At 49.9% G+C, this 24,976-nt stretch carries 20 protein-coding genes; 11 read left to right on the top strand and 9 right to left on the bottom strand.

Annotation, left to right across the window (positions count from 1 at the left end; genetic code table 11):
• The 4 genes from CBE68_RS16170 to CBE68_RS16155 form a co-directional block, all read right to left on the bottom strand.
• Positions 1–1,688 (bottom strand): retention module-containing protein (locus CBE68_RS16170; protein WP_158100641.1); only part of this gene is annotated, 1,688 nt, incomplete at its 3' end.
• Positions 1,689–1,886: 198 nt separating this feature from the next.
• Positions 1,887–3,323 carry a response regulator gene (locus tag CBE68_RS16165; protein WP_087507131.1) on the bottom strand — a complete coding sequence of 479 codons (1,437 nt, stop codon included), beginning with the start codon at positions 3,321–3,323 and terminating at the stop codon, positions 1,887–1,889.
• Positions 3,324–3,325: 2 nt separating this feature from the next.
• Positions 3,326–4,516, bottom strand: coding sequence for an FIST signal transduction protein (locus CBE68_RS16160; protein ID WP_158100640.1), 1,191 nt, complete (start codon positions 4,514–4,516; stop codon positions 3,326–3,328).
• Positions 4,517–4,546: 30 nt separating this feature from the next.
• Complete coding sequence (locus CBE68_RS16155; protein ID WP_087507129.1) at positions 4,547–4,957, bottom strand: Hpt domain-containing protein; 411 nt, start codon at positions 4,955–4,957, stop codon at positions 4,547–4,549.
• A gap of 140 nt (positions 4,958–5,097) precedes the next feature.
• On the opposite strand from CBE68_RS16155, the gene CBE68_RS16150 reads away from it, so the two are divergent.
• Positions 5,098–5,955 carry a tetratricopeptide repeat protein gene (locus CBE68_RS16150; RefSeq protein WP_087507128.1) on the top strand — a complete coding sequence of 286 codons (858 nt, stop codon included), beginning with the start codon at positions 5,098–5,100 and terminating at the stop codon, positions 5,953–5,955.
• 57 nt (positions 5,956–6,012) lie between these two features.
• Here CBE68_RS16150 and CBE68_RS16145 read toward each other — a convergent pair whose 3' ends face one another.
• A complete protein-coding gene (locus CBE68_RS16145; protein WP_087507127.1) occupies positions 6,013–6,807 on the bottom strand; it encodes a sulfite exporter TauE/SafE family protein in 795 nt (264 codons plus the stop codon).
• 409 nt (positions 6,808–7,216) lie between these two features.
• Here CBE68_RS16145 and leuA point away from each other — a divergent pair, with 409 nt between their 5' ends.
• From leuA to CBE68_RS16120, 5 genes are all read left to right on the top strand, one after another.
• Positions 7,217–8,776 carry a 2-isopropylmalate synthase gene (leuA, locus tag CBE68_RS16140; RefSeq protein WP_087507126.1) on the top strand — a complete coding sequence of 520 codons (1,560 nt, stop codon included), beginning with the start codon at positions 7,217–7,219 and terminating at the stop codon, positions 8,774–8,776.
• Positions 8,773–9,867, top strand: coding sequence for a 3-isopropylmalate dehydrogenase (leuB, locus tag CBE68_RS16135; protein ID WP_087507125.1), 1,095 nt, complete (start codon positions 8,773–8,775; stop codon positions 9,865–9,867). The genes leuA and leuB overlap by 4 nt, the downstream gene beginning before the upstream one ends.
• A gap of 3 nt (positions 9,868–9,870) precedes the next feature.
• Complete coding sequence (leuC, locus tag CBE68_RS16130; protein WP_087507124.1) at positions 9,871–11,268, top strand: 3-isopropylmalate dehydratase large subunit; 1,398 nt, start codon at positions 9,871–9,873, stop codon at positions 11,266–11,268.
• A gap of 3 nt (positions 11,269–11,271) precedes the next feature.
• Complete coding sequence (gene leuD, locus CBE68_RS16125) at positions 11,272–11,877, top strand: 3-isopropylmalate dehydratase small subunit (RefSeq protein WP_087507123.1); 606 nt, start codon at positions 11,272–11,274, stop codon at positions 11,875–11,877.
• 338 nt (positions 11,878–12,215) lie between these two features.
• The gene (locus tag CBE68_RS16120; RefSeq protein ID WP_143824599.1) at positions 12,216–13,181 is read left to right on the top strand and encodes a transglutaminase domain-containing protein; all 966 of its coding nucleotides are present in this window, start codon (positions 12,216–12,218) and stop codon (positions 13,179–13,181) included.
• Positions 13,182–13,213: 32 nt separating this feature from the next.
• Here the strand turns inward: CBE68_RS16120 and CBE68_RS16115 are convergent, their stop codons facing one another.
• Positions 13,214–14,596 carry a PhoH family protein gene (locus tag CBE68_RS16115; RefSeq protein ID WP_087507121.1) on the bottom strand — a complete coding sequence of 461 codons (1,383 nt, stop codon included), beginning with the start codon at positions 14,594–14,596 and terminating at the stop codon, positions 13,214–13,216.
• 352 nt (positions 14,597–14,948) lie between these two features.
• Between CBE68_RS16115 and rapA the strand changes: the two genes are divergently transcribed.
• The 4 genes from rapA (at position 14,949) to CBE68_RS16095 (ending at position 19,970) form a co-directional block, all read left to right on the top strand.
• A complete protein-coding gene (gene rapA, locus CBE68_RS16110; RefSeq protein WP_087507141.1) occupies positions 14,949–17,846 on the top strand; it encodes an RNA polymerase-associated protein RapA in 2,898 nt (965 codons plus the stop codon).
• Between the two features lie 83 nt (positions 17,847–17,929).
• Positions 17,930–18,604 carry an RluA family pseudouridine synthase gene (locus tag CBE68_RS16105; RefSeq protein ID WP_087507140.1) on the top strand — a complete coding sequence of 225 codons (675 nt, stop codon included), beginning with the start codon at positions 17,930–17,932 and terminating at the stop codon, positions 18,602–18,604.
• A 23-nt stretch (positions 18,605–18,627) separates the two neighbouring features.
• Positions 18,628–19,383 carry a DUF3530 family protein gene (locus CBE68_RS16100; RefSeq protein WP_087507120.1) on the top strand — a complete coding sequence of 252 codons (756 nt, stop codon included), beginning with the start codon at positions 18,628–18,630 and terminating at the stop codon, positions 19,381–19,383.
• 65 nt (positions 19,384–19,448) lie between these two features.
• Complete coding sequence (locus CBE68_RS16095; protein WP_087507119.1) at positions 19,449–19,970, top strand: hypothetical protein; 522 nt, start codon at positions 19,449–19,451, stop codon at positions 19,968–19,970.
• A 16-nt stretch (positions 19,971–19,986) separates the two neighbouring features.
• On the opposite strand, the gene djlA is transcribed toward CBE68_RS16095, so the two are convergent.
• Genes djlA through CBE68_RS16080 form a run of 3 tightly spaced genes read right to left on the bottom strand, consistent with a single transcriptional unit; the run spans position 19,987 to position 22,485 of the window.
• The gene (gene djlA, locus CBE68_RS16090) at positions 19,987–20,805 is read right to left on the bottom strand and encodes a co-chaperone DjlA (protein ID WP_087507118.1); all 819 of its coding nucleotides are present in this window, start codon (positions 20,803–20,805) and stop codon (positions 19,987–19,989) included.
• Between the two features lies 1 nt (position 20,806).
• The gene (gene murU / locus CBE68_RS16085; RefSeq protein WP_229744619.1) at positions 20,807–21,484 is read right to left on the bottom strand and encodes an N-acetylmuramate alpha-1-phosphate uridylyltransferase MurU; all 678 of its coding nucleotides are present in this window, start codon (positions 21,482–21,484) and stop codon (positions 20,807–20,809) included.
• Positions 21,481–22,485, bottom strand: a complete 1,005-nt coding sequence (locus CBE68_RS16080; protein ID WP_087507117.1) for an aminoglycoside phosphotransferase family protein — start codon at positions 22,483–22,485, stop codon at positions 21,481–21,483. The genes murU and CBE68_RS16080 overlap by 4 nt, the downstream gene beginning before the upstream one ends.
• Positions 22,486–22,605: 120 nt before the next feature.
• Here CBE68_RS16080 and lptD point away from each other — a divergent pair, with 120 nt between their 5' ends.
• Positions 22,606–24,930 carry an LPS assembly protein LptD gene (lptD, locus tag CBE68_RS16075; protein ID WP_158100638.1) on the top strand — a complete coding sequence of 775 codons (2,325 nt, stop codon included), beginning with the start codon at positions 22,606–22,608 and terminating at the stop codon, positions 24,928–24,930.
• Positions 24,931–24,976 lie beyond the last annotated feature (46 nt).

Genomic DNA, 24,976 nt, shown 5'->3' with positions numbered 1-24,976 from the left:
GTGTCAGCCGCAAGATCAGCGCCTGCTACGTCGATACTGAAGTTGCCATCACCATCCACTGTGCCGGTGTAGGTTTGCGCGTTGACAGTCAGGGTCACCGTGTCACCTTCGACAAAGTCGCCGATAACGGAACCGGTCACTGCAATGTCTTGATTCGCTTCACTGGCATTAATCACATCATCTTCGGTTATGCCTTCGGCCAAGGTAATGCTCAAGGTTGGAGCAGTGGTATCGCCAATGACTGCCGAGTCAGAACCCTCGGCCGAATCATTAGCTGAACGCTCGGTTACCGTCACAGAGGCAGAGACATTAATGGTTTCGCCATCTGCTGGCACAGGGAATTCGAACTCAATGATACCCGCATCAATTTGTGCTTGAGTCAGTACAATTGGGTCCTGGTCAGTTACATTCAGAACATCCCCTGCCAAAGCATTGCCGGGCAACGCAACACTAACACCAACCGTACCTGACAGTTCGCTGCTATCAATCTCTCCATCATCGTTGAAATCTTCAGTGATGGTCACAACTGGGGCATCAATAGTAGGGATCAAGGCGAAATCAGTAGAAGCAGTGGCAGTGTTGCCTTCAGCATCGTCGCCTGAAATTGTCGCGGTGTATGAGCCATCAACTAACTCGGCATCGGCTGGAACAGTAAATTCCCAACTGCCATCTGCATTTGGCGTCACAGTAAAAGACTGACCGTTAATGTCTAACGTCAGATCACCATTGATGTTAGCGCTTGTTCCCGACAGTGTCGGAGTAGTGTCATTGCCAGCTACTGGTTCAATGCTGACGGTAGGTAATAGATCGTAGTTGGGGTTTGTAACCGCTGTTACTGTGGTTCCATCTGGGCCTTGACCGGAAACGGTCGCAGTCAGCTCACCTTCAGCGAGCGAGCCAATATCGCCAACTTCAAGCAAATAAGAGCCATCATCAGCAACACTAGCTTGTGCTTCCACAGTACCGCCGAGTCCGTCGGTGATTACCAAGCTGATTGTGCTGCCGGGAGCTATATCAGTTACCGAGCCGGCGATAGCTAACGTCGCACTATCATCACCACCAACTCCGTCTTGGTTGAGGTAAATTATCTCGGTAGAGGAAATTGAAATAGTTGGGTTGCTGGTTTGATCTTCAACAATCAAGCCATTGTTAAAGCTGAGCGGTTGAATGGCCGTAGTCTGCTCGACGGAGGTATCTAGGCCACTATTGACGTCTTGCTCTTGACCGGTTCGTTCAACATTCGCCGGCGCATTCAAGCCACCACCAGCATTTGCACCAGCGGCAGCTGCAGGCAGATTTGCAGTCGGGTCGACACCATCAAGAAGCGCTTGTTGAATTGCTTCAATATCGTCCAAATCGTCGCTTTGCTCAGCCAGTAAGTCGGACAAGTCTGAGCCATCTTCAATACTTTCTGCGGATTGCTGAGCGAGAGAGCCGCTCGCTGAAGAAGGCAAAATTGCGTTAACGGGTTGCAATGCGGGGCCTGTAAGCGTCGAAATCTGACCATCTGCAGACTTAACTTCTACCGACGCTCCTTGTGCGATCAGAAGCACTGCATCAGCAGGAATGGGCTGCCCCGGCACAAGAGGAATTTCTTCGCCATTTGCCAGTTGGACACTGACATCACCTTGGATTTTGTTAACAACTAGAGACTGTTGCGATTCGTTTGCCGATAGATACTCGTTCACTTCACTCGCTCCTGACTTCAACCACTCAAACAACGACTACAGGTACAGGCGCGCCCTACTGCAGACTTGGAATGAGCCCAATATATCGACTTTACTGCATTCGGAGTGCAAAGTTAAAAGAAACTTGTCACAAGTCATTTACACTTGTGATCAACCTTTCATCAATGAAAGAACTGGGTGGAACCAGCGGAATGTTTTTCACGATGGCGGGATAGCTTTTAAGAATTGTCCCAATTGTTGCTGCAGCACATTCAAACGAACCGGCTTTTCGATAAAGCCATTCATTCCGGCCTGTTCAACTTGACTCCCGCGATCACCGTAGCTGCAGCCGGTAAGCGCTAAGATCGGAACTTCCAATCCTCGCTCTCGTAAACGTCGACTAACTTCTTCGCCGCTCATGTCGGGCATTTCTAAATCCATCAGAACCAAATCAATGTCAGCCAACTGTTTGCAAGCCAAGGCCTGACTGCCACTCTCGACGACACTAGTTTGGCACCCCAAGTTAACCAGCATTAGCTGGGTGATCATTTGGCTTGACTCACAGTCATCAACCAACAGCACATGGGGTTTATTTGGCGACTCAACCGCTGTTGCTTTTGCAGTTTCGGTATCAATCAGTTGCGCGCGGCTGGATACTTGCTGAATCTGCTGACTGAGTTGTCGATCCTGATACTTGCGGAGAGAAATATTCCGAGCGGTGCCGCGATAGCCCAAAAACACCCCTTGTTCAGAGAAGAATGCTTCACCGTTAATACGCACCCATATCGGGCTACGTTTTGGCAGAGCTAACTCGAACTCGAAGTCAGTAATTGGTTGCCGCTCTTGGAACGTACGAGTCACAGCAAACCACTTATTTAATTTTTGGCTTTCAGTTTCGGTACGAACTTCCATGATCGTTCTGCCAAACAAGTTTTTTGCCAAATCAGGAAGCTCATCACCTTGCAGTTTTGAGGTGTATGAAAAGCGAAATGCTGCATCGACCTCCCAAAACCAATCCGATGATGACCGGGCAAAAGAGGCAAGACGTTTTTGCGACTCCTTCAGCTCCGAAGTTCGCTTGGCAACCACATCTCTGAGTTTTAAGTCGAACTCTAAATTCTGAAGTCGTTGCTCGACCATTGGCTTTAAACGGCGAATGGACTCCCTCTGGTGAGGACTGAAAGCTTTCTCCTGTCGATGCAACAACACAACCAGGCTGCTATCGGTTTGACTCTCCAAGCCAAATAACAAAGCCGAGCCAGCAAGTCGACTTACTTCAATTTCTTGTTCGGCAAATTCTTCCACCTGCAAGGGGCGAAACAATGCAACGACTTCACCGCTGGCCACTCGTTCAAACAGTTCGCCGGTTCGCCACACAGAAGTAGCCAGTAAATCACTCGATGCGTAGCTAGGAACCCACACTGGAGCCCTCTGTTTTGCACGCTCTAAAACTACCGTTTCCTGATGACCAACAATAACTTGTAAGCCTTGAATCAAGCTCTCAATAACTTCTAATCTAGTTTGAGAAGAACCAATAATTTGGATGATATCGAGCAAGACTGCAGCATCCATTTCTCGCTGCTGCACTTGCTCATTATTGCGCATCAAATCCAGCAGTTTTTCTTGCAATCGTTCATTGTCGATATCAGAGAACATAGTTAATCTCCCGCGCTGTAAAACACCAAAGCTGCGATCATCAAATTGCCGTGGATATTCTTCGATTCGAGCAGAGGCCCTTGTTCGCCATAAGTAAATAACGTGATAAATGGAGTATCGGCTCCTAGCTCCCCAGCCATCGAGCGATGGACCTCATCAAGATCGCTGGCAACCACCTGCTTACAACATGCGCAGTAGACAACTAACGCCCCAGCAGCTTGACCACCTAAACGACCCTCTGGGGTCATTTGCTTTGCGCTGGCGAGGACTCGCTTGCTTCTCCCTCTCAAGCTCTGCTCGGTACCACGCATCAGATAAATGGGCTCTCCTTGATTAAACGAAGCCAGAAACTCGATACTTTGATCAACAACTTGGATAGGCAAAGCGAGTGAAAAGACCGGCATATTCTGATGTTCGCCAATCACTCGTCCGATAGGAATTTGAGTCCAGCATTGCTGTTCGATGGCTTGTTGAATAGGGATACCAACCGCATGCTGATAAACTTGCAAGGCAGGTCTACCGTCAATTTCTTTGACCAAACGGCCATCGGCTTTAGTGACCGTACCTAGAGGTTTATCCATGGCACAGCCTGAATGAAATGAATAACCGATTCTGCCGGAAGGAAACAGAACAGCAAGCGCCAGGCCTGAAGATGAACTCTGATTAGCACCAAACACACTCAGAGCATCATCTCCCAAATTGGGAGCTGCAGCACCACCAATAACGGGAACAGCGCCTCCCAGCTCCTGTTCCAAAGCGGTCAGAATGCGCTCTTCAACGCCCGGTGTTGAATGCATCCAAATCAGCGCAGGTAACTCACCGGAGCGTCTCGCAGACTGCAGTGCATCGTCCAGCGCTTGTCTGACGATAGTATCCGTTGAGTCAAGCTCGAACGAGCGGAGGGCAACACCGTAACTACCGTTTTGGTCGTACAGAGCCCAAGCAGCAAAGCTAGTGCCTGACTCCGCAACACAATGCCCTTTATCGGACAAAACGCCGCCAAAACTGCTACAACCAACAATGGTAACAGCCGGATAACGACGCTGAAGTGCTGCGGCACAATCATTGAAATGGTTTGCTGGAGAACCAGCCACCACGATAAAGTCAGGGGCAGCGTCCCCCAACAAAGCAACAATTTCAGCAACAGCCAAGTTAGCCTCTGAAATTGCACTTTGTGCGGTTTTGATATGCATGCGATTCCTTTGCATTACAGTAATAGTCCGTTAATTCAATATGCTTTTTAACACGATGAGGGTATTGCGATACAAGCGCAGCAACGGCGCAGTGTCGATTGAAACAGGGGAAATCGTCTTGAGTTGTTGGTCTATTTTTGACGCCTCTTGCGCCAATGCATCGGCGCCGATAGCGGCAGCACTACTCTTAAGGGTGTGGCAAAAGCGCTGTAACTGCTGTTCGTCAATGTGCTGAAGTTGTTCTATCGCTGCCTCACCTTCCTGAACAAAGGTCGCAATCACCACAGGGAGCATATCAGCGCCGACCTGAAGTTTAAGACTTTCAATCGTGTTTCTGTTGAGCAAATGCTGTTGCGCATCCATTGCCGCAGTTGATTCCCTGTCAAAGCTTTCTTTGAAGATACTACCGTGATTTTTACAACGAAGGGAGAGCAAAGCCATCGAGAAGGCCACAATCTCGAAAATTTTACTGTCGATAACGCTTAGCACGCAGCAATGGTTCCGACTTTGTTCTTGAAATCTAGGTGATTGAACCACATGTTAGATGCAGAGATAAATTAGCCACATAGCGAACCATTTCCATGCAAGCAGCCAATATTGTTGATATTAACGTCCAGAACTTCCAACAAGTTATTCTAGAAGGCTCACAACAACAGCCCGTAGTGATCGAATTCTGGGCCGAAGGTCATGAACCTTGTATCGAGGTCGCCGCGAGCCTTAACAAAATTGCTTTGGAATATGCTGAGCACTTTACCTTGGCTCGTATCAACTGCGCTGTGGAGCAACAAATTGCCATGCAGTTTGGTGTTCAAGCCCTACCGACTGTTGCGGTTTTCAAGGACGGTCAGGGTGTTGACGGCTTAGTGGGACCTCAACCCGAAGCAGCACTACGGGAAATGATCGAAAAATATTTGCCCAAGGAACACGAAACCTTACTGGGTCAAGCACGGCAACTGCTTGGCATGGGCCAATTCAATGAAGCCTTACCACTGCTCGCGAAAGCACACGAGTTGGCACCAGAAGTTGCCGAAATTAAGCTGGCTCTAGCGGATGCTAGTATTCAGGCCGGACGTCTCGATTTAGCCTCTGATTTACTCAACAGTATTGGCTTAGCAGACCAAAATAGTGACTATCAAGCACTGTGCTCGGCTTTAGAAATCAAACAGCAAGCCGCTGACTCGCCGGAAATCCGTACCTTGTTCGAACAAGCCGAGCAGCAACCAGACAATTTGGAACTAAAACTTCAACTGGCCGCTCAACTGAATGAAGTAGGACGGGCGGAAGAAGGTCTAGCGCTACTCTTTGAGGTATTGAAAAAAGATCTCAACGCGCTCGATGGCGCAATGAAAAAAAGCTTTATGGATCTGCTAGCCGCTCAACCTGCCGGCGATGCCGCAGCAGCCAGTTACCGACGTAAACTCTACAGTTTGCTGTATTAATACTGCAACAAAGGCAAGCGCCGGATGCAGCCAAAATCGATAGCTAGATAAGTGCAGTTAGCCATAGAGTTTCCAAATTAGGTTTGCAGCTAGAAGCCAAAGAAAGATAGAGAAAGCCCGCCGCATCGTTTGTGGCGGTAGTTTCGCTACCAGTTTCGCGCCAATCCGACTGAACACCGAGCTGGTCAGCACGATCCCAAGGAACGCCCAAAGGTGGACATAGCCAATCGTTGCCTCAGGCAGTTGCTCGACTTGGTGGCCAGCCAACATGTAGCTTGTTGCGCCGGTCAATGCTAACGGCGCGGCACAAAACGCTGCAGTTCCTATGGCATAGCGAATAGCCATTCGTTTAGACTTTAAAAACGGCACCATGAATAAGGCGCCGCCAATGCCGAGAATGGCCGACAAAAAGCCCATCACACTACAAGCCAACTTCCAGCGCCAATTGGCAATGCGAAATTTCTCTTGCTTCGGCTCTTTGCTAAACCACATATAAACCGACATCAGAGCCAAGAAAGCCACGAAGACATTGCTCAGAAATTGACCTGAGAGATGGTAGGCAACAGATACTCCAACCACCGACCCTAGCATCAAAAACAACACCAAAGCCCTCACTGTCGGCCAGTGAACATGATGTTGCTTATGATGGGCATACGCAGAATTGAGGCTGGTCACCACAATTGTGGCAAGAGAAGTTGCCAATGCCATGTGCATAGCAACACTAATATCTATGCCTTGGTGACTAAATGCCCACATCAGTACTGGCACAATGATCAAACCGCCGCCAATACCAAACAAGCCGGCCAGGAACCCTGCCACGCAACCAAGTCCCAAATAGAGAGGAAAATCCATTACTATTCAGCTTTTTCCGAGCAACACATAGCAAAGTATAACGGCCGTATTCGGCACTGTAACCATGAGCAACTGCATTCATTGTCAAGCTCCGCTTGAAAAACAATGTCGGACCAATGGAAATGTGACTTGACACTCCCCCGCCGGTTGGCCATAGTAGCGACATTAAACGAGCGACATTTAGTCAGCTCGGCAAGAGGATTGAAAACGAATGGCATTTTCTCGTCTGACTCTACTACTCCTTCTAGCTCTCTTAACCGAGAAGCGCGGGTAGGTCGTGTCAGAGTAAACCTCTAACAAAACACTTAAAACCCGCGCATCAAGCGCGGGTTTTTTCGTTTCTGGCTCTACATTTTTTGTCACGACGCGAAACAACAAGATAAAGCGTCATTAATTGGGAGATCACGTCATGAATGACCAGGTCATCATCTTCGATACCACCTTGCGCGATGGCGAGCAGGCATTGTCTGCGAGTCTGACAGTAAAAGAAAAATTACAGATTGCGCTGGCTCTCGAACGACTGGGCGTAGACGTGATGGAAGTCGGTTTCCCGGTTTCATCACCAGGTGATTTTGAATCGGTACAAACTATCGCGCGCAATATCAAGAACTCGACGGTTTGTGGTTTGGCCCGTGCCGTCGATAAAGATATTGACGCCGCTGGCGAAGCCTTAAAAGTCTCAGATAACTTCCGCATTCATACCTTTATTTCGACCTCCGACATTCACGTTCAAAGCAAGCTGCGCCGTAGCTTTGATGATGTCTTGGCGATGGGCGTCAATGCGGTGAAGCGCGCACGCAACTACACCGACAACGTTGAGTTCTCGTGTGAAGATGCCGGTCGCACACCAATTGACAACTTATGTCGTATGGTCGAAGCAGCAATTACCGCTGGCGCGACCACCATCAATATTCCAGATACCGTTGGTTACACTATTCCAAGTCAATTTGGTGGCATCATCCAAACCTTGTTCAATCGAGTGCCAAACATCGACAAAGCGGTTATCTCGGTGCACTGTCACGATGATTTAGGTTTGTCTGTGGCCAACTCGATCAGCGCCGTGCAAATGGGTGCCCGCCAGATTGAATGTACGGTCAATGGTATTGGTGAACGCGCCGGTAACTGTTCATTGGAAGAAGTGGCAATGATCATCAACACCCGCCAAGATTTGTTGGGCGTTCGCACTAATATCAACCACAAAGAGATTGCCCGCACCAGCCAATTGGTCAGCACTTTGTGCAACATGCCAGTTCAACCAAACAAGGCCATTGTTGGTTCTAACGCTTTCTCACATTCATCGGGTATTCACCAAGATGGTGTCCTGAAGTCGAAAAACACTTATGAGATCATTACCCCAGAGAGCATTGGTTTAAGCCAAAATGTGCTGAACCTGACATCTCGCTCTGGCCGCCACGTGATTAAACATCGCATGGAGACCATGGGCTACAACGAAGCCGATTACAACTTGGATGAGCTTTATGCCAGCTTCTTGGAATTGGCCGATAAGAAAGGCCAAGTATTCGACTACGACTTAGAAGCCTTGTTGTTCTTCAACAAAATGCATGAAGAAGACGAATTCTACCAAATGGATTATTTGAGCGTGCAGTCAGGCTCTTCTGTCATGTCCACCGCCAGCGTCAAGTTAAACTGTGGCGGCGAAATGCGCATTGAGGCAGCCACTGGTAACGGTCCGGTTGACGCGGTTTATCAAGCCATTAATCGTATCACCAACTTGGATATCGAAGTTGTCGATTACCACATCAGCTCAAAAGGCAAAGGCAAAGACGCTTTGGGCCAAGTTGACATCGTCGCCATATACAACGGCCGCCGTTTCCACGGCATGGGCCTTGCAACGGACATCGTTGAGTCGTCAGCACTAGCATTAATCCATGTCATGAATCATGTGCAGCGCGCAGATGCTGTCGCCGAGCAAAAATTGAAGTTAAAGGAAGAGAAAGAAACCGTATGAGCCAGTACAACATTGCCGTCCTCGCGGGCGATGGAATCGGACCGGAAGTCATGGCAGAAGCACTGAAGGTGCTGGATGTCGCGCAACAAAAGTTCGGCTTTACTTTGAATTACGATGCCCACGATGTCGGTGGCGCAGCTATCGATAATCATGGTGTGCCATTGCCAGACTCAACCATGGCGGCTTGCCAGAAGTCTGATGCCATTTTGTTTGGCTCAGTCGGCGGGCCGAAATGGGAAGGCCTGCCACCCGACCTGCAACCAGAGCGCGGTTCACTGCTGCCTTTGCGTGGTCACTTTGATCTGTTCTGTAACTTCCGTCCAGGCAAAATCCACACAGGTTTGGAGCCACTGTCGCCATTGCGTGCAGATATTTCTGAGCGTGGTTTCGATATTCTGGTGGTACGCGAACTGACTGGCGGTATCTACTTCGGTAAGCCAAAAGGCCGCGAAGGCGAAGGTGACGAGGAGTATGGCTTCGACACCATGCGCTACTCGCGCCGCGAGATTAAACGGATTGCTCATATCGCCTTCCAAGCGGCACAAAAGCGTAGCAAAAAAGTCACCTCTGTCGACAAAGCCAACGTGTTGGCCACCAGCATCTTGTGGCGCGAAGTGGTGATTGATGTTGCTAAAGACTATCCAGACGTTGAGCTGGAACACATCTACATCGATAACGCCACCATGCAGTTGGTGAAAGATCCAAGCCAATTTGACGTGCTGCTTTGCTCAAACCTGATGGGCGATATTCTGTCGGATGAATGTGCCATGATCACCGGCTCTATGGGCTTGTTGCCATCGGCTAGCTTGAATGAAGACGGCTTTGGCATGTACGAGCCTGCAGGCGGTTCTGCCCCAGATATTGCCGGCCAAGGCATTGCCAACCCGGTGGCACAAATCTTATCCGCAGCATTGATGTTGCGCTTTAGCTTGAACCAAGATGCCGCAGCCGACGCCATTGAAGCGGCGGTGAGCAAAGCGCTTGCCGATGGCTACCTGACCGGCGAACTGCTACCAGCAGAGAAAAAAGCAGACGCCAAATCCACAGCCGAGATGGGCGATTACATCGCCAAATTAGTTCAGGAGTCTTAATTCATGGGCCAGACCTTATACGAGAAAGTCTTCAACGCCCACGTGGTGCGTGAAGTCGCAGGCGAAACCCCGCTCATTTATATCGATCGCCAATTGGCGCACGAAGTGACCTCACCACAGGCCTTTTCTGGCCTGCGCGCAGCTGGCCGTAAACTGCGTCAGCCAAGCAAAACCGTGGCGACCATGGACCACAACGTATCAACCCGTTCGCTGGCGATTGATGCATGTGGCCCGCAATCTGAAACCCAGATGCTGACCCTCCGCGCTAATTGTGAAGAATTTGGCGTTGAGCTGTATGGCATTGGTCATATCAACCAAGGCATCGTTCATGTCATGGGCCCAGAGCAAGGCTTGACCCTGCCGGGCACTACTATTGTTTGTGGTGACTCTCACACTGCCACCCACGGGGCCTTTGGTGCCATTTCATTTGGTATTGGTACCTCTGAAGTTGAGCACGTAATGGCCACTCAGACTTTGAAGCAACCTCGCTTCAAAACCATGAAGGTACAGGTCAACGGCACTCTTGACCCGCGCTTGAGCGCGAAAGATGTCATTCTGGCGATTGCCGGTGTGACAGGCTCAGCTGGCGGTACCGGTTATGCCATCGAGTTCTGTGGTTCAGCGATTGAAGCGCTAACCATGGAAGGCCGCATGACGCTGTGTAACATGAGCATCGAAATCGGTGCCAAAGTGGGCATGATCGCGCCAGACCAAACCACCATTGATTACATCCAAGGTCGTCCATACGCGCCCAAAGGTGAAGCATGGGATGAAGCCGTTGAGTACTGGTCAACCCTGAAGTCGGATGACGATGCACAGTTCGACGCCGTGGTTGAACTGAATGCGGAAGACATCGCTCCTATGGTCACTTGGGGTACCAACCCAGGTCAGGTGATTGGCGTCAATGATGTCATTCCAACGCCAGAAGATTTTGCCGATGCCGTCGAAGCCGACTCCTGTGCTAAAGCACGCGCCTACATGGGCATCGAAGCTGGCCAGAAATTATCTGACCTGAAAGTTGATGTGGTGTTCGTTGGCTCTTGTACCAATGGTCGTATCGAAGATATTCGCGCGGTTGCCGAAGTGGCGAAAGGCAAGAAAGTAGCCGACGGCGTTGAAGCCATTGTCGTTCCAGGTTCTGGCTTAGTGAAAAAACAAGCCGAAGAGGAAGGTTTGGATAAAATCCTGACCGATGCTGGCTTTGAATGGCGTCTGCCGGGCTGCTCCATGTGCTTGGCGATGAACGACGACAAATTAGGTGAAGGCCAACGCTGTGCATCCACCTCAAACCGCAACTTTGAAGGTCGTCAGGGTCGTGGCGGTCGTACCCACTTGGTCAGTCCATCAATGGCAGCGGCAGCGGCGATTGCAGGCCACTTCGCAGACGTAAGGGAGATTTAAACCATGGCTGGAATTCAAACATTGACCAGCGTTGCAGCACCTTTGGATCGCTCCAACGTCGATACCGATCAGATCATTCCTAAGCAGTTTCTGACCAAGGTTGAACGTACTGGCTTTGGTGAGCATTGCTTCCACGACTGGCGTTATCTGGATGAGGCAGGCACTCAACCAAATCCTGAGTTCATTCTTAATCAGCCAACCTATGCCAGCGCCAATATTCTGGTCACCCGGGAAAACTTTGGCTGCGGCTCATCGCGCGAACACGCGCCTTGGGCGCTAAAGGAAATGGGTTATACCGTGATTCTGGCGCCGAGCTTTGCCGACATTTTCTATGGCAACGCCATCAACAACGGCATGCTGCCAGTGAAGCTGAGTGACGAAGTCATTGACGTCATCATGAAGCAACTGCTGGCAGAGCCGGGCGCACAAATGACGGTCGATTTGGAAGCCAAGGTCGTCACCGCGCCAGATGGCAGCACTTACGATTTTGATCTCAACGACTTCCACCGTGAGTGCTTACTCAAAGGCTTGGACAGCATTGGCTGGACCTTGCAATTTGAAGATGCCATCAGCGAATACGAAACTAAGATCCCAGCTTGGCGCCGTTAGTCCGCTTCAAGCACTGAGTTAAGAAACCGGGCGCGGCCCGGTTTTTTTATGGCAATCGCTGGCCCCTCACAACGAAGGTTATGGCCTCTTCAGCGCACTATCTAGAGAAGGAAGTGGTTAGCTCTGGCGAAGACCTTCCGCAGCAGGGATGCTGCGGTAGAGCCATCATGGATGATTTTACGGCGTGTCTGAGTTAGAGCTAACGGCTTCCTTCGTTGAATGACGCGATATTGAACGCTCACAAAAACCGCCCTACTTCGGCTTTTTAATAAATATTCTGAATAGTTTGCCGATAATGACTTAACCTGCTTAGAACCCAACAAGTCGGAGGAATGCTCATGTCAGTACATCAGAAAAACCTTCGACTGATTATGTCTCTCATCCTGCTAGTTGGCGTCATAAGCTACCAGTGCCAAGCCGCCCCCAAAGAACCACCGCAAGTCGAATTCAATAAAATCCCACAAGGCGACCAGACCCTCTACAGCTATGTGTGGAAAGATGCTCGGGGCAATCAACAGTACGTCAAAGCGTCGCTCGACACCGAACAAATGATGAACTCCAGCCGTGTTCACTATCAATTCAAACCGCGACATTTATCCGCCTATCTCGAGCAAGCGATTCGTCGAGCCGAAGCCGATTTACCGGCCGGAGTGAATATGCGCCTAAGCAATTCAGGGTACAGCTATGCAGTTCGATTAACCGGACGCGATAACGACGATGTCGCTGCTGCCAGAGCACAACTTAATCAAGTGATCGCCGGTGCTGAAGCGCAATACCTTGAAGATCGCCATTTGGCAAAGCTGCAAGATGGCTATGGCCAGCATGGCGTCATTCCTGATCACTTGTTTTATGCCCGCGCCAGTTTGCAGCCATTAGCGCCTTTGATTACTGCTTTTTATAAACAAGTAAATCAGTTGCCACCCCACATAGCGCTCGAGCGCATCATCAATTTTGTCCAAGCAATTCCCTATGATGACTTGGAGCGTTTATCTGGCGGTTACCTGCCACCACCATCGGTGATCAATGAAAACAAAGGCGATTGCGACTCGAAAGCAGCACTAGCTATTGCTCTGATCCGCGGGGTTTACCCACGGCGCAAAATTGCCTTGGTTTACCTCAAGGAGCACGCGCTATTGGCGGCGCAGTTTAACTATGATGTCCAAGGAGACTGGTTTACTGCTGACGGCAATCGCTGGTTGCCGATGGAAGTTGCGGGGCCGGGCATTTTTCCGGTCGGTAAAGCCAGCCCGCAATCAGAGCGTGAAATCAAAGCCAAGGCCTTTCGCCTGGTACCTGTTCCATAACAGAACAGGCCCAGATGAGTCACTTCATTGAGTTACAGTTGCTCTTCGGCAAATGAAGCTAACCGGCTACGAACCACGCCATTGAGGTAGACGTGAGCAGAACCTTCAAAGTTTTTGAAGCGTTCAGCAATATAAGTCAAACCGGACGTCACCGGTGTTAAGTAGTTGCTATCAATCTGCGCTAAGTTCCCCGAGCAGACAATCTTGGTCCCTTCGCCACAGCGGGTAATGATGGTCTTGAGCTGCGAGGCCGTTAAGTTCTGACACTCATCCAACAACACCAATGCATTTTGAATGCTGCGACCACGCATAAAGTTGACCGATTTAAACTGAATATTGGCTTTATCCATGATGTATTCCATCGAGCCATCCGGCGATTCATCATGACGATGCAGCACTTCCAGAGTGTCAGTCACCGCAGCCAGCCAAGGCGCCATTTTTTCTTCTTCGGTACCTGGTAAGAAACCAATTGATTCAGCAATTTCAGGCGTATTTCGAGTGACAATCACCTTCGAATAAATGCCTTTTTCAACCACCAATTCTAGTGCCGCTGCCAGTGCCAATAAGGTTTTACCACAGCCAGCGGGGCCAGTTAGCACCACCAAATCCAAGCTTGGGTCGAGTAACGCATCGAGCGCCATCGCTTGATATACGTTCTTCGGCTGAACGCCCCACGCCTGACGCCCAAGAATTCGCTCTCGCCCCAAGTCGTGCAAGGTGACTTTGCCATCACCTTTAGTCACTACCCGGGCTGCGAATTGTTCACCAGTGTCGATGATGTATTCGTTGGGAAAAGCATCAGGCAAAATTGCTTCATCAATCACATGAAAGGTATCTCGCCCTTCTTGGAAGCTTTCGCACTCACCTACTTCAGCCCAAAACTCATGGTCCAACTGGCGGAAACCTTTTGACATCAAGCTGACATCGGAAATCAACTGGTCGGTGCGGTAATCTTCCACATGCTGCATGCCGGCACCTTTGGCCTTCAAGCGCATGTTGATGTCCTTGGTGACCAACACCACCATCAATGGATCTTTCTCGTTTTGCAGATATAGGGCAGTGTTGATAATACGGTTGTCATTCTCTACGGCTGGCAAGAAGCCGCTTTTTTCGGGTAGCGCATGGTCAGGGTATATCGACAGGTGACCAGAGAGACTTTCATCACCTGGCTTTTCCAATCGAACCCCTTCAGCAATTTCCTCTGGGGTAGCGTCTCGTAGGGCATCATCAATGGCTCGAATGGCAATGCGAGCATCGCGACTGACGTCCTTGCGACGGTCTTTAATATGGTCAAGTTCTTCTAAAACCGTCATCGGAATGATGACATCGTGTTCTTGGAAAGAATAGATAGCGAGGGGTTCGTGCAGTAATACGTTGGTATCGAGAATGTAGACTTTCTTGTCTTCCTGACCCATAGGCAACTCCCACTGTTGGCCAATTGGATGGTCACAGAGACTGTTGCGCTGCGCTGTTTGCTCAGTTCAACAGCCCATAAGCCGTAACGTGACTGATATGAGGACAATGCAGAGGTTACGTGCTGAGTTCTAGACTAAACTCTGTTATCCAAGAATGAAAGCAATTTATGAGGGTCTGTTGAACTTGGACTCGTTACGACAAAAACATACGGCCAAGCTCAACAGACCCTCGCAAAATTAGTGACCTGACTCTCGTCAATAGTCAGCGAATTTTTGCCACATTTTTCGGGTGATTGTCAGCGCGAAATCCATTACTATGCGCGCCTTTCGAAATTCCCTACAGGCTAACTTTATGCCCCATGCTATTGGCCAACGCTGGCTTAGTGACAATGAATCAGAGCTCGGGATTGGGCTGCTTAGCGACTTTGATGCTCGTACCGTAACCCTGTCTTTTCCGGCGACCGGCGACCGCCGCGTTTACAGTAAAAACGACGCGCCGATCACGCGCTTGACGTTTGCTGAAGGGGAAAAGATCCGTCACTTGGACGATTGGCAAATGCAGGTGACTAGCATTGAAGAAAAGAATGGCGTGCTGGTTTACTTTGGCACCCATGCTGAAACTGGCGAAGAAACCGGCCTGTTGGAAACCGAAATTCACCCTGCGATCATCGTCAACAAGCCTCAAGATCGCTTGTTTGCCGGACAAGTCGATCGCCTTGAACATTTTAATCTACGTTATCAGTGCCTACAGCAACGGGCTCGCCTACAGAGCTCAGAACTACGAGGCTTAAATGGCGCTCGAATTGGCCTTATTCCGCATCAGCTACACATCGCCAAAGAAGCGGGTCAGCGCTATGCTCCTCGACTATTGCTAGCCGATGAAGTGGGCTTGGGCAAAACCATTGAAGCTGGTTTGATCTTGCATCAACAACTGCTGACCGAACGTGCCCAGCGGGTGTTAATCTTAGTGCCAGAGCCTCTGTTGCATCAATGGTTGGTCGAGCTGCTTCGCCGCTTCAACATAACCGCAGCACTGTTCGACAAAGAGCGGGTTGCCGAGGCTATGCTTGATGGTCTAAACCCATTTGAAACTGAACAAGTGGTGCTTTGTGCTCAAAGCCTACTGAACAATAAAAAGTACCACGAAGCTGCGGTTGAAGCGGGTTGGGATTTACTGATCGTTGATGAGGCCCATCACCTCAGCTGGGACAACGGAAAACCAAGCCGATCCTACCAACAGGTAGCAGAATTAGCTGATGAAACTCCGGGCTTGTTGTTACTGACAGCGACTCCAGATCAGCTAGGCCATGAAGGGCATTTTGCCCGTCTACGACTGCTCGATCCGAATCGCTTTCACGATTACCAATCATTCGTTAACGAAGAGCAAAGCTACCAGCAAGTTGCGGATGCCGCCAATGCGCTATTGGACAAAGAGCTACTGAGCGATGACCAACTGCGACTGCTCAATGAGTTAATCAGTGAAAATGACATCGAGCCGCAGCTAAAATGTGTTCAAGATACTAGTCTGGCTGATGATCTTAGGGACCAAGCGCGAACTGAGCTGTTGCAGCAATTGCTCGATCGCCATGGCACCAGTCGGGTGCTGTTCCGAAATACCCGAGCAGCCATCCAAGGCTTTCCAAAACGCTGTCTAAACATATCAGAGTTGGCTTTACCGAGTGCCTATCAAACAGCATTAAAACTGAACCGCAAGTCTGACCCTCAAGAGCAGCTGGTCCAAGCATTATCGCCAGAGCAAAGTTACTGTGAGTTAGAGGGCGATAGCGATGCGTGGTTAAACATTGATCCGCGCCTTGACTGGTTGATTGACACCTTGGCCGAAGTTAAACCAGCCAAAGTACTGCTTATTTGCTCGCTCAAACGCACCGTACTGCAGTTAGCCGAAGCGCTTCGCAACAAAACAGGTATGCAGGTTGCGGTGTTCCATGAAGACATGAGCATTGTTGAGCGCGACCGTGCTGCCGCGCACTTTGCCGATGATGAGCAGGGCGCGCAAATACTATTGTGTTCGGAAATTGGCTCAGAGGGTCGCAACTTCCAGTTTGCTCATCACCTGGTCCTGTTTGATTTGCCGTTGAATCCAGACCTACTGGAACAGCGTATCGGTCGTTTAGATCGAATTGGCCAGCAGCACGACATTCAAATTCACCTGCCAGTGTTCGCTGAAACAGCGCAATTACGGTTGTTACAGTGGCTGCATCAAGGTCTCAACGCCATTGAGTCAACCTTGAGTATTGGTAAACAACTGTACGATGAATTTGAGCAACCGCTGCTTGACGGTCTGCGCCTGCAAACGGACGCGGAACATTGGCAACAATTGCTCAACCACACCCGCCAACGGCGTGACGAGCTGATTGCCATGCTGGAATCCGGTCGCGATCGACTGCTAGAGATCAGCTCTCGTGGTCAAGGCAGCGCTGAGCAGCTGGTTAATGCCATTGCAGAGCAAGACGATGACATTGCGCTGACCCAATTTATGTTGCGGTTGTGGGATGTCTATGGCGTCAACCAAGATGAAAAAGGTGAGCAATGTATTGCCCTGATGCCAAGTGAAGGCATGTTAGGCGGCGACTTGCCAACACTCACCGAAGAGGGGGCCACGGTCACTTTCGATCGCAGCACTGCATTAAGCCGCGAGGATGTGCAATTCCTCAGCTGGGATCACCCTATGGTGGCTGGCGCGGTTGATGCCATTCTGGGCACCACAACCGGCTCGACCAACGTTGCTGTACTCAAAAACAAGGCGCTTCCCGAAGGCAGCTACATGTTGCAAGTGGTATTTACTCTGCACGCCCCGGCTCCTGGGCACCTACAATTAGCACGATTTTTACCGGCGGAGCCGATCCGGCTGTTGCTGGATAAGCGCGCCAACGACTTGTCTGATAAAGTCGATTTCGACCAACTCTCGCCGCAGCTCAGCCCAATCGGCAAACATACCGCAACTAAGTTAGTGGCAGCGCTACGCCAACAATTACCACCGTTACTGCGTACCGCAGAATCGTTAGCCCAGCAACGAGCCGAACAAGCAACCGCACAAGCCAACCAATTGGCAGATGACTATTTCCGTGCCGAATTGGATCGCTTATCCGCTTTGAAGGCAGTGAACCCCAACGTGCGGGACGATGAAATTGACCACCTGCAAGGGCAATCAATACTCGCCCAACAGGCACTTGAGCAAGCCCAGGTTCGGCTTGAGTCGGTGCAATTGATTGTCGTCCATCACGCTTAACCAGCTACTGCTAAATGACTGCGAGATGCCCTACAATGGGCTCTCTCATCATCGCCACCTCTACAACCAGCTTTCATTGCTATATGTCTGATTTTATTTATCAACCGCCAACCACTCCTTATCTTAAGGTGCTCTATCTTGACCAAGATTTGGTGGTATTGGACAAACCCAGCGGGTTATTGTCGGTACCCGGCCGACTACCAGAGCACAAAGATAGTTTGATGCTCCGAGTGCAGCGGGCGCTACCCTCCGCAGTGGTCATTCATCGGCTCGATATGGCCACATCAGGTATTATGGTCATGGCGCTCAACCGTCCGGCAATGAGCCACTTGGCGCGCCAATTTCAGCAGCGCCGACCGCGTAAAACCTACTCCGCTTGGGTTGATGGCGAAGTTGCCAGTGATGGTGGTTTGATTGATCAACCACTGATTTGTGATTGGCCCAACCGACCCAAGCAAGTGATCGATACAGAACAAGGCAAGTCCGCACAAACCTTGTGGCAGGTGGCAGAGCGTCGTCCGCATCGTACCCTCGTTGAGTTGCATCCAATCACTGGCCGCTCTCATCAGTTGCGGGTTCATATGCTGCATTTAGGTCACACTATTCTGGGCGATCAACTCTACGGCACAGAGGACCAAAAACGTGCAGCCCCGAGACTACAACTTCACGCTCGTTATCTAGAACTTGATCACCCGATCACGGGGCAACGGATGAGTTTTGACAGCCCAACGAATCAAGCGTTAGAGTTTCTTCACTAATCATTTTGCGAGCTTTACTAGCTATGACGCGCTGTTGGCCCTTATCGCTATTACTTTTCACCGTATCAGTTTTTGCAGCCACAGAGCCCGAAGCTCCTGAGCATTGGCCAATCGAAGCTAGGCGAGATATTCAATGGTTGCAGATTAGTGGCCAGTCCCCTGTCCCGGCGTTATTGCGCTATTCAGAAGAAGTCAGAACCGTTGGCAATGCAGTACTGATTCCCGAGGCAGGCAAACAAGTGGTATCGCCCTACCAGATGATGTATCTGCGGCGTTCTCTGGCGGCTCTTGGCTGGAACACTCTGCTGATTGAACCTCCCAGCTGGCCTGACACTCAGGACAGTAAATTCTGGTTGAACTACCGCTTAGAGTTAGTGACTCGACTTAAAGCCGCCTTAGAACTGACCGCAGGGTTGAAAGGACGGACCCTAATCGTTGCCGAAGGGCTCAGCGCCTCGACCACGATGAAACTATTTGCCGATGGCGAATTACCACAACCAGAAGCATTGGTATTGTTATCGCCATACGTGCCGGAGGTCGCACAGAATCAGGAAATCATTGGCTGGTTCGGCCAATCTCAATATCCATTGCTGGATTTCTACACGCCATTTGATAACCGTTGGGCGCAAAGTACCGTTGAACAGCGAGCCGTGGCGGCTCGCAAGCAAGTGAGACTAGATTTTCGTCAAGTCAATTTAGCGGTACAACCCCCAAATGATAGTGGTCAACGCTGGTTGACCCGACAAATTCACGGATGGATCGATCATTTGGGTTGGTAAAGTGGAAACCTTGCCTATACTCATAAGACATAATAATCATAACCAGATGTTTGTGGGATCCGGGCATGCGATTGATAAAGGCAGCGACAATTCTGTTCGCGGCACTGGCGACTTCGCCTCTGCTGGCTGCTGATGATGTGCCTCCATCAACAATCCCTCAAGCCGTTTCCACCACTCAATTTATAAGTCCTGCAACGACTAATGGTTATTGGCAAGTAGCTGGTAGTGGCCAGTTCCAACTCACCAATAATGTTTCTGTTCGCGTCGATTACCTGCATTATCAGCCCAACGTGGCCAACCAGCATGCGAAAGAGCCTGACGCCATCAACCTTCGCGGTGCCTATGACTTCTCCAATCATTGGCAAGGGTTCGTTCAAGTTGCAGGCGGTACCTACATCATGTCCGATCCCAATACGGCAATGGCGTTGCAAGAGCAAGAAGCCGACACCATGAATATCGGTGGCGGCGTGCGCTACAACTTTAATAACGGCGTCTACTTGGAAGGGGTGGTGCAGTTGGCTGATCCAACAACGGATTTAGAACGCCCGACTATCACCCCATTAATGTCGGTCGGCTATCAATTTTAACTGGGGCCTATCGGCCCTAGCCTTTGGCCTTTTTAATCATTTCATAAGCCGCTTGAATATCCTGCGACTTTTCCTTTGCCAGTTCCAACGCTTCCGCTGGAACGCCTTTAGCCATTAACTTGTCCGGATGATGCTGAGACATCAGCTTGCGGTAGGCTTTTTTAATCGTCGCTAAATCATCAGAACTATTCACACCTAGTACTCGGTAGGCCTGCTGTAGCTGTTGCTGACTACTTGCTTGGTGCGGACTGTGTGCATTCTGACGGAAACGATGTTCGGCTTGCCACATTGAAAACAGCTGATCGAGCGCTTGCCTTGAGAAGCCTAACTCGTCAGCAATGGTGTATAAAATTTGTTGTTCTCGCACGTGTAATTCGCCATCAGCAAATGCCGCCTGAAGCTGAATCTCGAGAAACATTTGCATCACGTCATGACGACCAAAACAGGCTTCACGCAACTCTTTCAACTTTTGCCTTAGTGGAAAACCTGCCATGCGACCATCGCGGTGAGCCTCTTGCATTTCCTTACGGCGGTCACCGCGCAACCCCATGCGGTCCATCATCGAATTGGCAATATCAATATCGGCTTGAGTGACTCGACCGCTAGCCTTGGCAATATGCCCCATGACGGCATAGGTGGTATGCAGAAACAGCATGTGATTGGTTAACGAAGAGCGACCTTGGTTGAACATGCCACCAAAACCGCCGCGCTGACTGAATTCACGAGCCATGCCTTTATCAAACATATGGCCAATCCACAGTCCAACAAACGCTCCGACCAAATGACCCAGCATAAAGCCGAAACCAAATCCGAGGATTTTTCCAGCGAAAGGCATGCTAAGACTCCATCTGTTGATTTAGTGCCGCCAACCGTTGTGGCGTCCCGACATCACACCATTGGCCTCGAAAATGTTCAGCGGCAATCGTTTGGCGATCCAATTGCGCTTTCAGTAGTGGTGCTAACGGTGCTTTACCTGGCTGGCAAGCGGCAAAAAGTTCTGGTGAATAGAGGCCAATGCCAGAGTAAGTAAAGCGACTAAATTGTTGTTTGGCAGACAAATAACCTTGATTATCAATGGCAAAGTCACCGTCCGGATTGTGCTCTGGATTATTCACCAACACCAGCTTGGCCAACTCCCCAGACTGAAGCTCATGGTGACCAGAAAACGACCAATCGGTCCAGACATCGCCGTTAACCAACCAAAAAGGATTGTCACCAATGTGGGGCAGAGCTTGTACAATACCGCCTGCGGTTTCCAAGGCACCTTGTTGTTCGTGAGAATAAACTATCGTCACCCCGAATTGCTCGCCGTTTCCCAAACCTTGCTCAATTTTATCGCTTAAATGAGCCAGATTGATCACTACCCGTTCAACACCTGACGCTGCCAGCTTTTCCAAATGCCAAATAATCAAAGGCTTGCCACCAACAGACAACATAGGCTTGGGCATGGTATCGGTCAGAGGCCGCATACGCTCGCCTCGGCCCGCGGCCAAAATCATCGCTGTGGTAATCATGGTTGATTGCGCCAAACAGGTATGACTCGTTGCTCAACAAAGTGACCGAACTCACGAGTTTCGGGGTACTTTTTAGCAATACGAACAATGTATCCCAAGGTTCGCGGAACATCATGAAGGTAACTCGTTTTACCATCACGATGGCACAAGCGGCAGAAAATGCCGCTCGCTTTGACATGACGCTGTATCCCCATTAGATCAAACCAGCGTTCCACCAAGGATTGTTCAGTTGACTCCAGTAAGTCTTGTGCCCGTGCTTTTGTTGCCCACTCAGCAAGACGTTGATACACCCATTCATCGGGCCATTCGACATAACAATCACGCAATAGTGAAACCACATCATAGGTAATGGGACCAAGCACAGCGTCCTGAAAATCGATCACACCAATCTCATCATTGTCCAGCAACATGATATTGCGCGAGTGGTAGTCGCGATGAACCCCGACTTGTGGTTGCGCCAAGGCATTGTCAGTTAAGACGCTGAAAGCATCAGCTATCATGGTCTGCTCAGCAGCAGTCAATGACAATTGCAAGTGAGTTGCTAACAACCAATCGGTGAACAGGGCATTTTCTCTTGCCACGTGGGCGGCATCAAATGACGGCAAAGGCCCAGTTTCAGTGCCCTCGACGTTAGCCACGTCGAGCAACGGCTGAAGCGCATGTTGATACCACTGAGTTTTATTGGAATCACTGAGTGCAGAGAAAAACAATCGATCACCAAAGTCTTCAAGGCACATAAAGCCCTGCTCGGCATCCGCAGCGATAACAGAGGGGACGCGAACCTGATGCTGTCGAAAAGCGTCCGCAACCTGCAAGAATAGTCCGCAGTCCTCATGAGGCGCCGGCGCATCGACCGCGATCATAGTCGTATCGCCACCTAAGACACGAAAATAGCGACGAAAACTGGCATCACCAGAAACTAATTCGATGGTCAATTGGGGATTATTGAGGGCGTTTTGCAGCCAAATAGCTAACGCCTGCTCACGCAGTTGTTTATTCATGGTTAAGTCCGGGGGAGACATCCATAGCAGTCGAGACTAAGATGAATTATGATTGTGCCGCAACATTAGCAGCTTACCAGATCAGAACTCAACCGAGAGTTGGGCATTAGGGACGTCAACTTGAGCACTCGCCTTATCATTAAACCGATTGCTATCTTTACTGCGCTGTTGCCGTTTACGGCAATTGCCAACAACAGCAACGACAACAGCCCACAAACAACCGATGTGACAGGCGAATGTCTGTCGGATTCAGTCCATGTCGATAGTGGTATTAATTTTTCACCGTTGGATGCCAATCAACCGCTGAGCATCTCCGCCGATCGCGTCGCAGGGGATCACGAAAGTGAATTATCTTTTTCCGGCCAAGTAAAAATATCTCGTGGCCCTCACCGCCTATCTGCCGACGACGCAACGCTGAATCGAGCGAAACAACAACTCGGCGCGAGCGGCAACGTTCACTACCAATCACCCAGTGTCGAGGTTCATTCGTCAAGTTTATCCGCTGATGCCGATGCCAGCATTATTGTGATGACAGATTCTGAGTATCAGGTCGTCAATAATCCCACTCACGGCTCCGCTCAAAACATTGAAATACGGCAAAACGATCAAAAATTTATCCTCGAAGAAGGCAGTTTTACCACTTGCCCCAAAGGGGATGAAAGTTGGGTAATGAATGCCGATCGAATCGAACTTGATGGCGAAACCGAATGGGGTGAAGCCCACAATTCGGTGATTCGACTCGGAGATGTGCCGGTATTGTGGTTGCCTTACATGACCTTCCCGCTATCGGACAAACGAAAGAGTGGTCTGCTATTCCCGAGCATTTCCAATAGCAGCCGGAATGGGTTGGATATCAAGCAGCCCTATTATTGGAACATTGCGCCAAACGTTGACGCCACATTGACGCCTCGATATATCGCCAATTCAGGTACCCAAATTGGCGCTGAAGTCCGCTATTTAAGAGCCGAGCAAAGCAATCAGTTTAACCTTGAGTACCTTGACTCTGATGATGAACTACAAAGCTCAGATGAACGCTACCTATACCGCTGGCTGCACCTTGGACGTTTTAATGACAATGTCCGTAGCTTTGTTGAATACACCGAAGTCTCTGACGACAACTATTTCAACGATCTAGGTAGCGATGTCGCCAGTGAGACGGACAACCGGCTAGAGCGAGTTGCCCAGCTCACTTTCTTGTCAGAGCAACTGGACAGTAATCTAACGGTCACTGACTTCGAGATTTTCGGTAACACCCCGGATGTTTACCGACAATTGCCGAGAGTGGACTTCACCTACCGGTTGCCGTATTTCAGCGACCTATTCGACGCCAAGCTTTATGGTGAATACAACCGCTTTGAACATTCAGATAGTGAATTGGTCACCGCCAATCGATATCACATCGAACCAAGCGTTGTTTACAACTGGCATTCACCAGCAGCCGATTTCGAGGCGGAAGCTAAAATCTATCAAACCTATTTTGACCAAGACGATCCGACCGAAAACTTTGATTCATCGGTATCAAGGACATTGCCATCACTCCGCCTGTATGGACAGTTGAATTTCGAGCGTTCGGTTAATTTGTTTGGCAATGACTATACCCAACGTCTCGAACCGCAAATCCAATACTTGTTGGTTGGCCACCAGCAACAAGATGATATTGCCCTGTACGACACGGTAGCACTGCGCGAAGACTTCTATGGTTTGTATCGCGATCGTCGCTTCAGTGGCCTCGACAGAATCGCCGACACCAACCAGATCACTATTGGTGCCACCACTCGCTTGTTTAACAGTGCCAACAAAGAAACCCTGCGTTTTTCTTTTGGCCAAATTTTTTACTTTGATGAGAGCAAAATCATCGAGCAGCTTTCCGGCCGTAAAGTTGAGGACACTAGTGCATTTGCAACAGCGCTGGATACCTACTTCGATGATTACAGCATTCACGCTGAGTATCGCTATAACTTCGAACGCAGTGCCACCGAAGCATCCAACATTCTGTTGAACTATTCGCCCGGCGAAAGGAAGTTAATTCAACTGAGCTATCGCTACTCGCCTGAACCACTGAACTTCACTAACGCCTCAGGCGATCCGCTCGATAGTCGCGAAGTAAATCAACTGGGATCAGTGGTGAGCTGGCCTTTGTATGACCGATACCAACTAGTAGCCAGCCATTATCGCGATACCGAACTTGAACGTTCAGTGGAGACCCTAGCGGGGATTCAATATCAATCCTGTTGCTGGGCTGTGCGGCTGGTTTATCAGCGTAACTTGAATACCAACTTCCCAGAGGGTGATGGCACCACTGCTGATCGCGATGCCTACGATTCAGGTATTGCTTTGCAATTTGAATTGAAAGGTCTGGGTGGCAATCGAGACACCAGCGGACACCGCACTATGATCGATGAATCAATTTTCGGCTACCGCAAGAATTACTACTTGAATAACTAACGACTGAGTAGGCTTTTTTAGCAAACAAATGGCGTGGCGCACACGC

This window comes from Neiella marina (assembly GCF_002165625.1).
Classification (GTDB): domain Bacteria; phylum Pseudomonadota; class Gammaproteobacteria; order Enterobacterales; family Neiellaceae; genus Neiella; species Neiella marina.
Note: the sequence above shows the minus strand (reverse complement) of the source record. Positions and strands in the feature narration are given on the sequence as shown.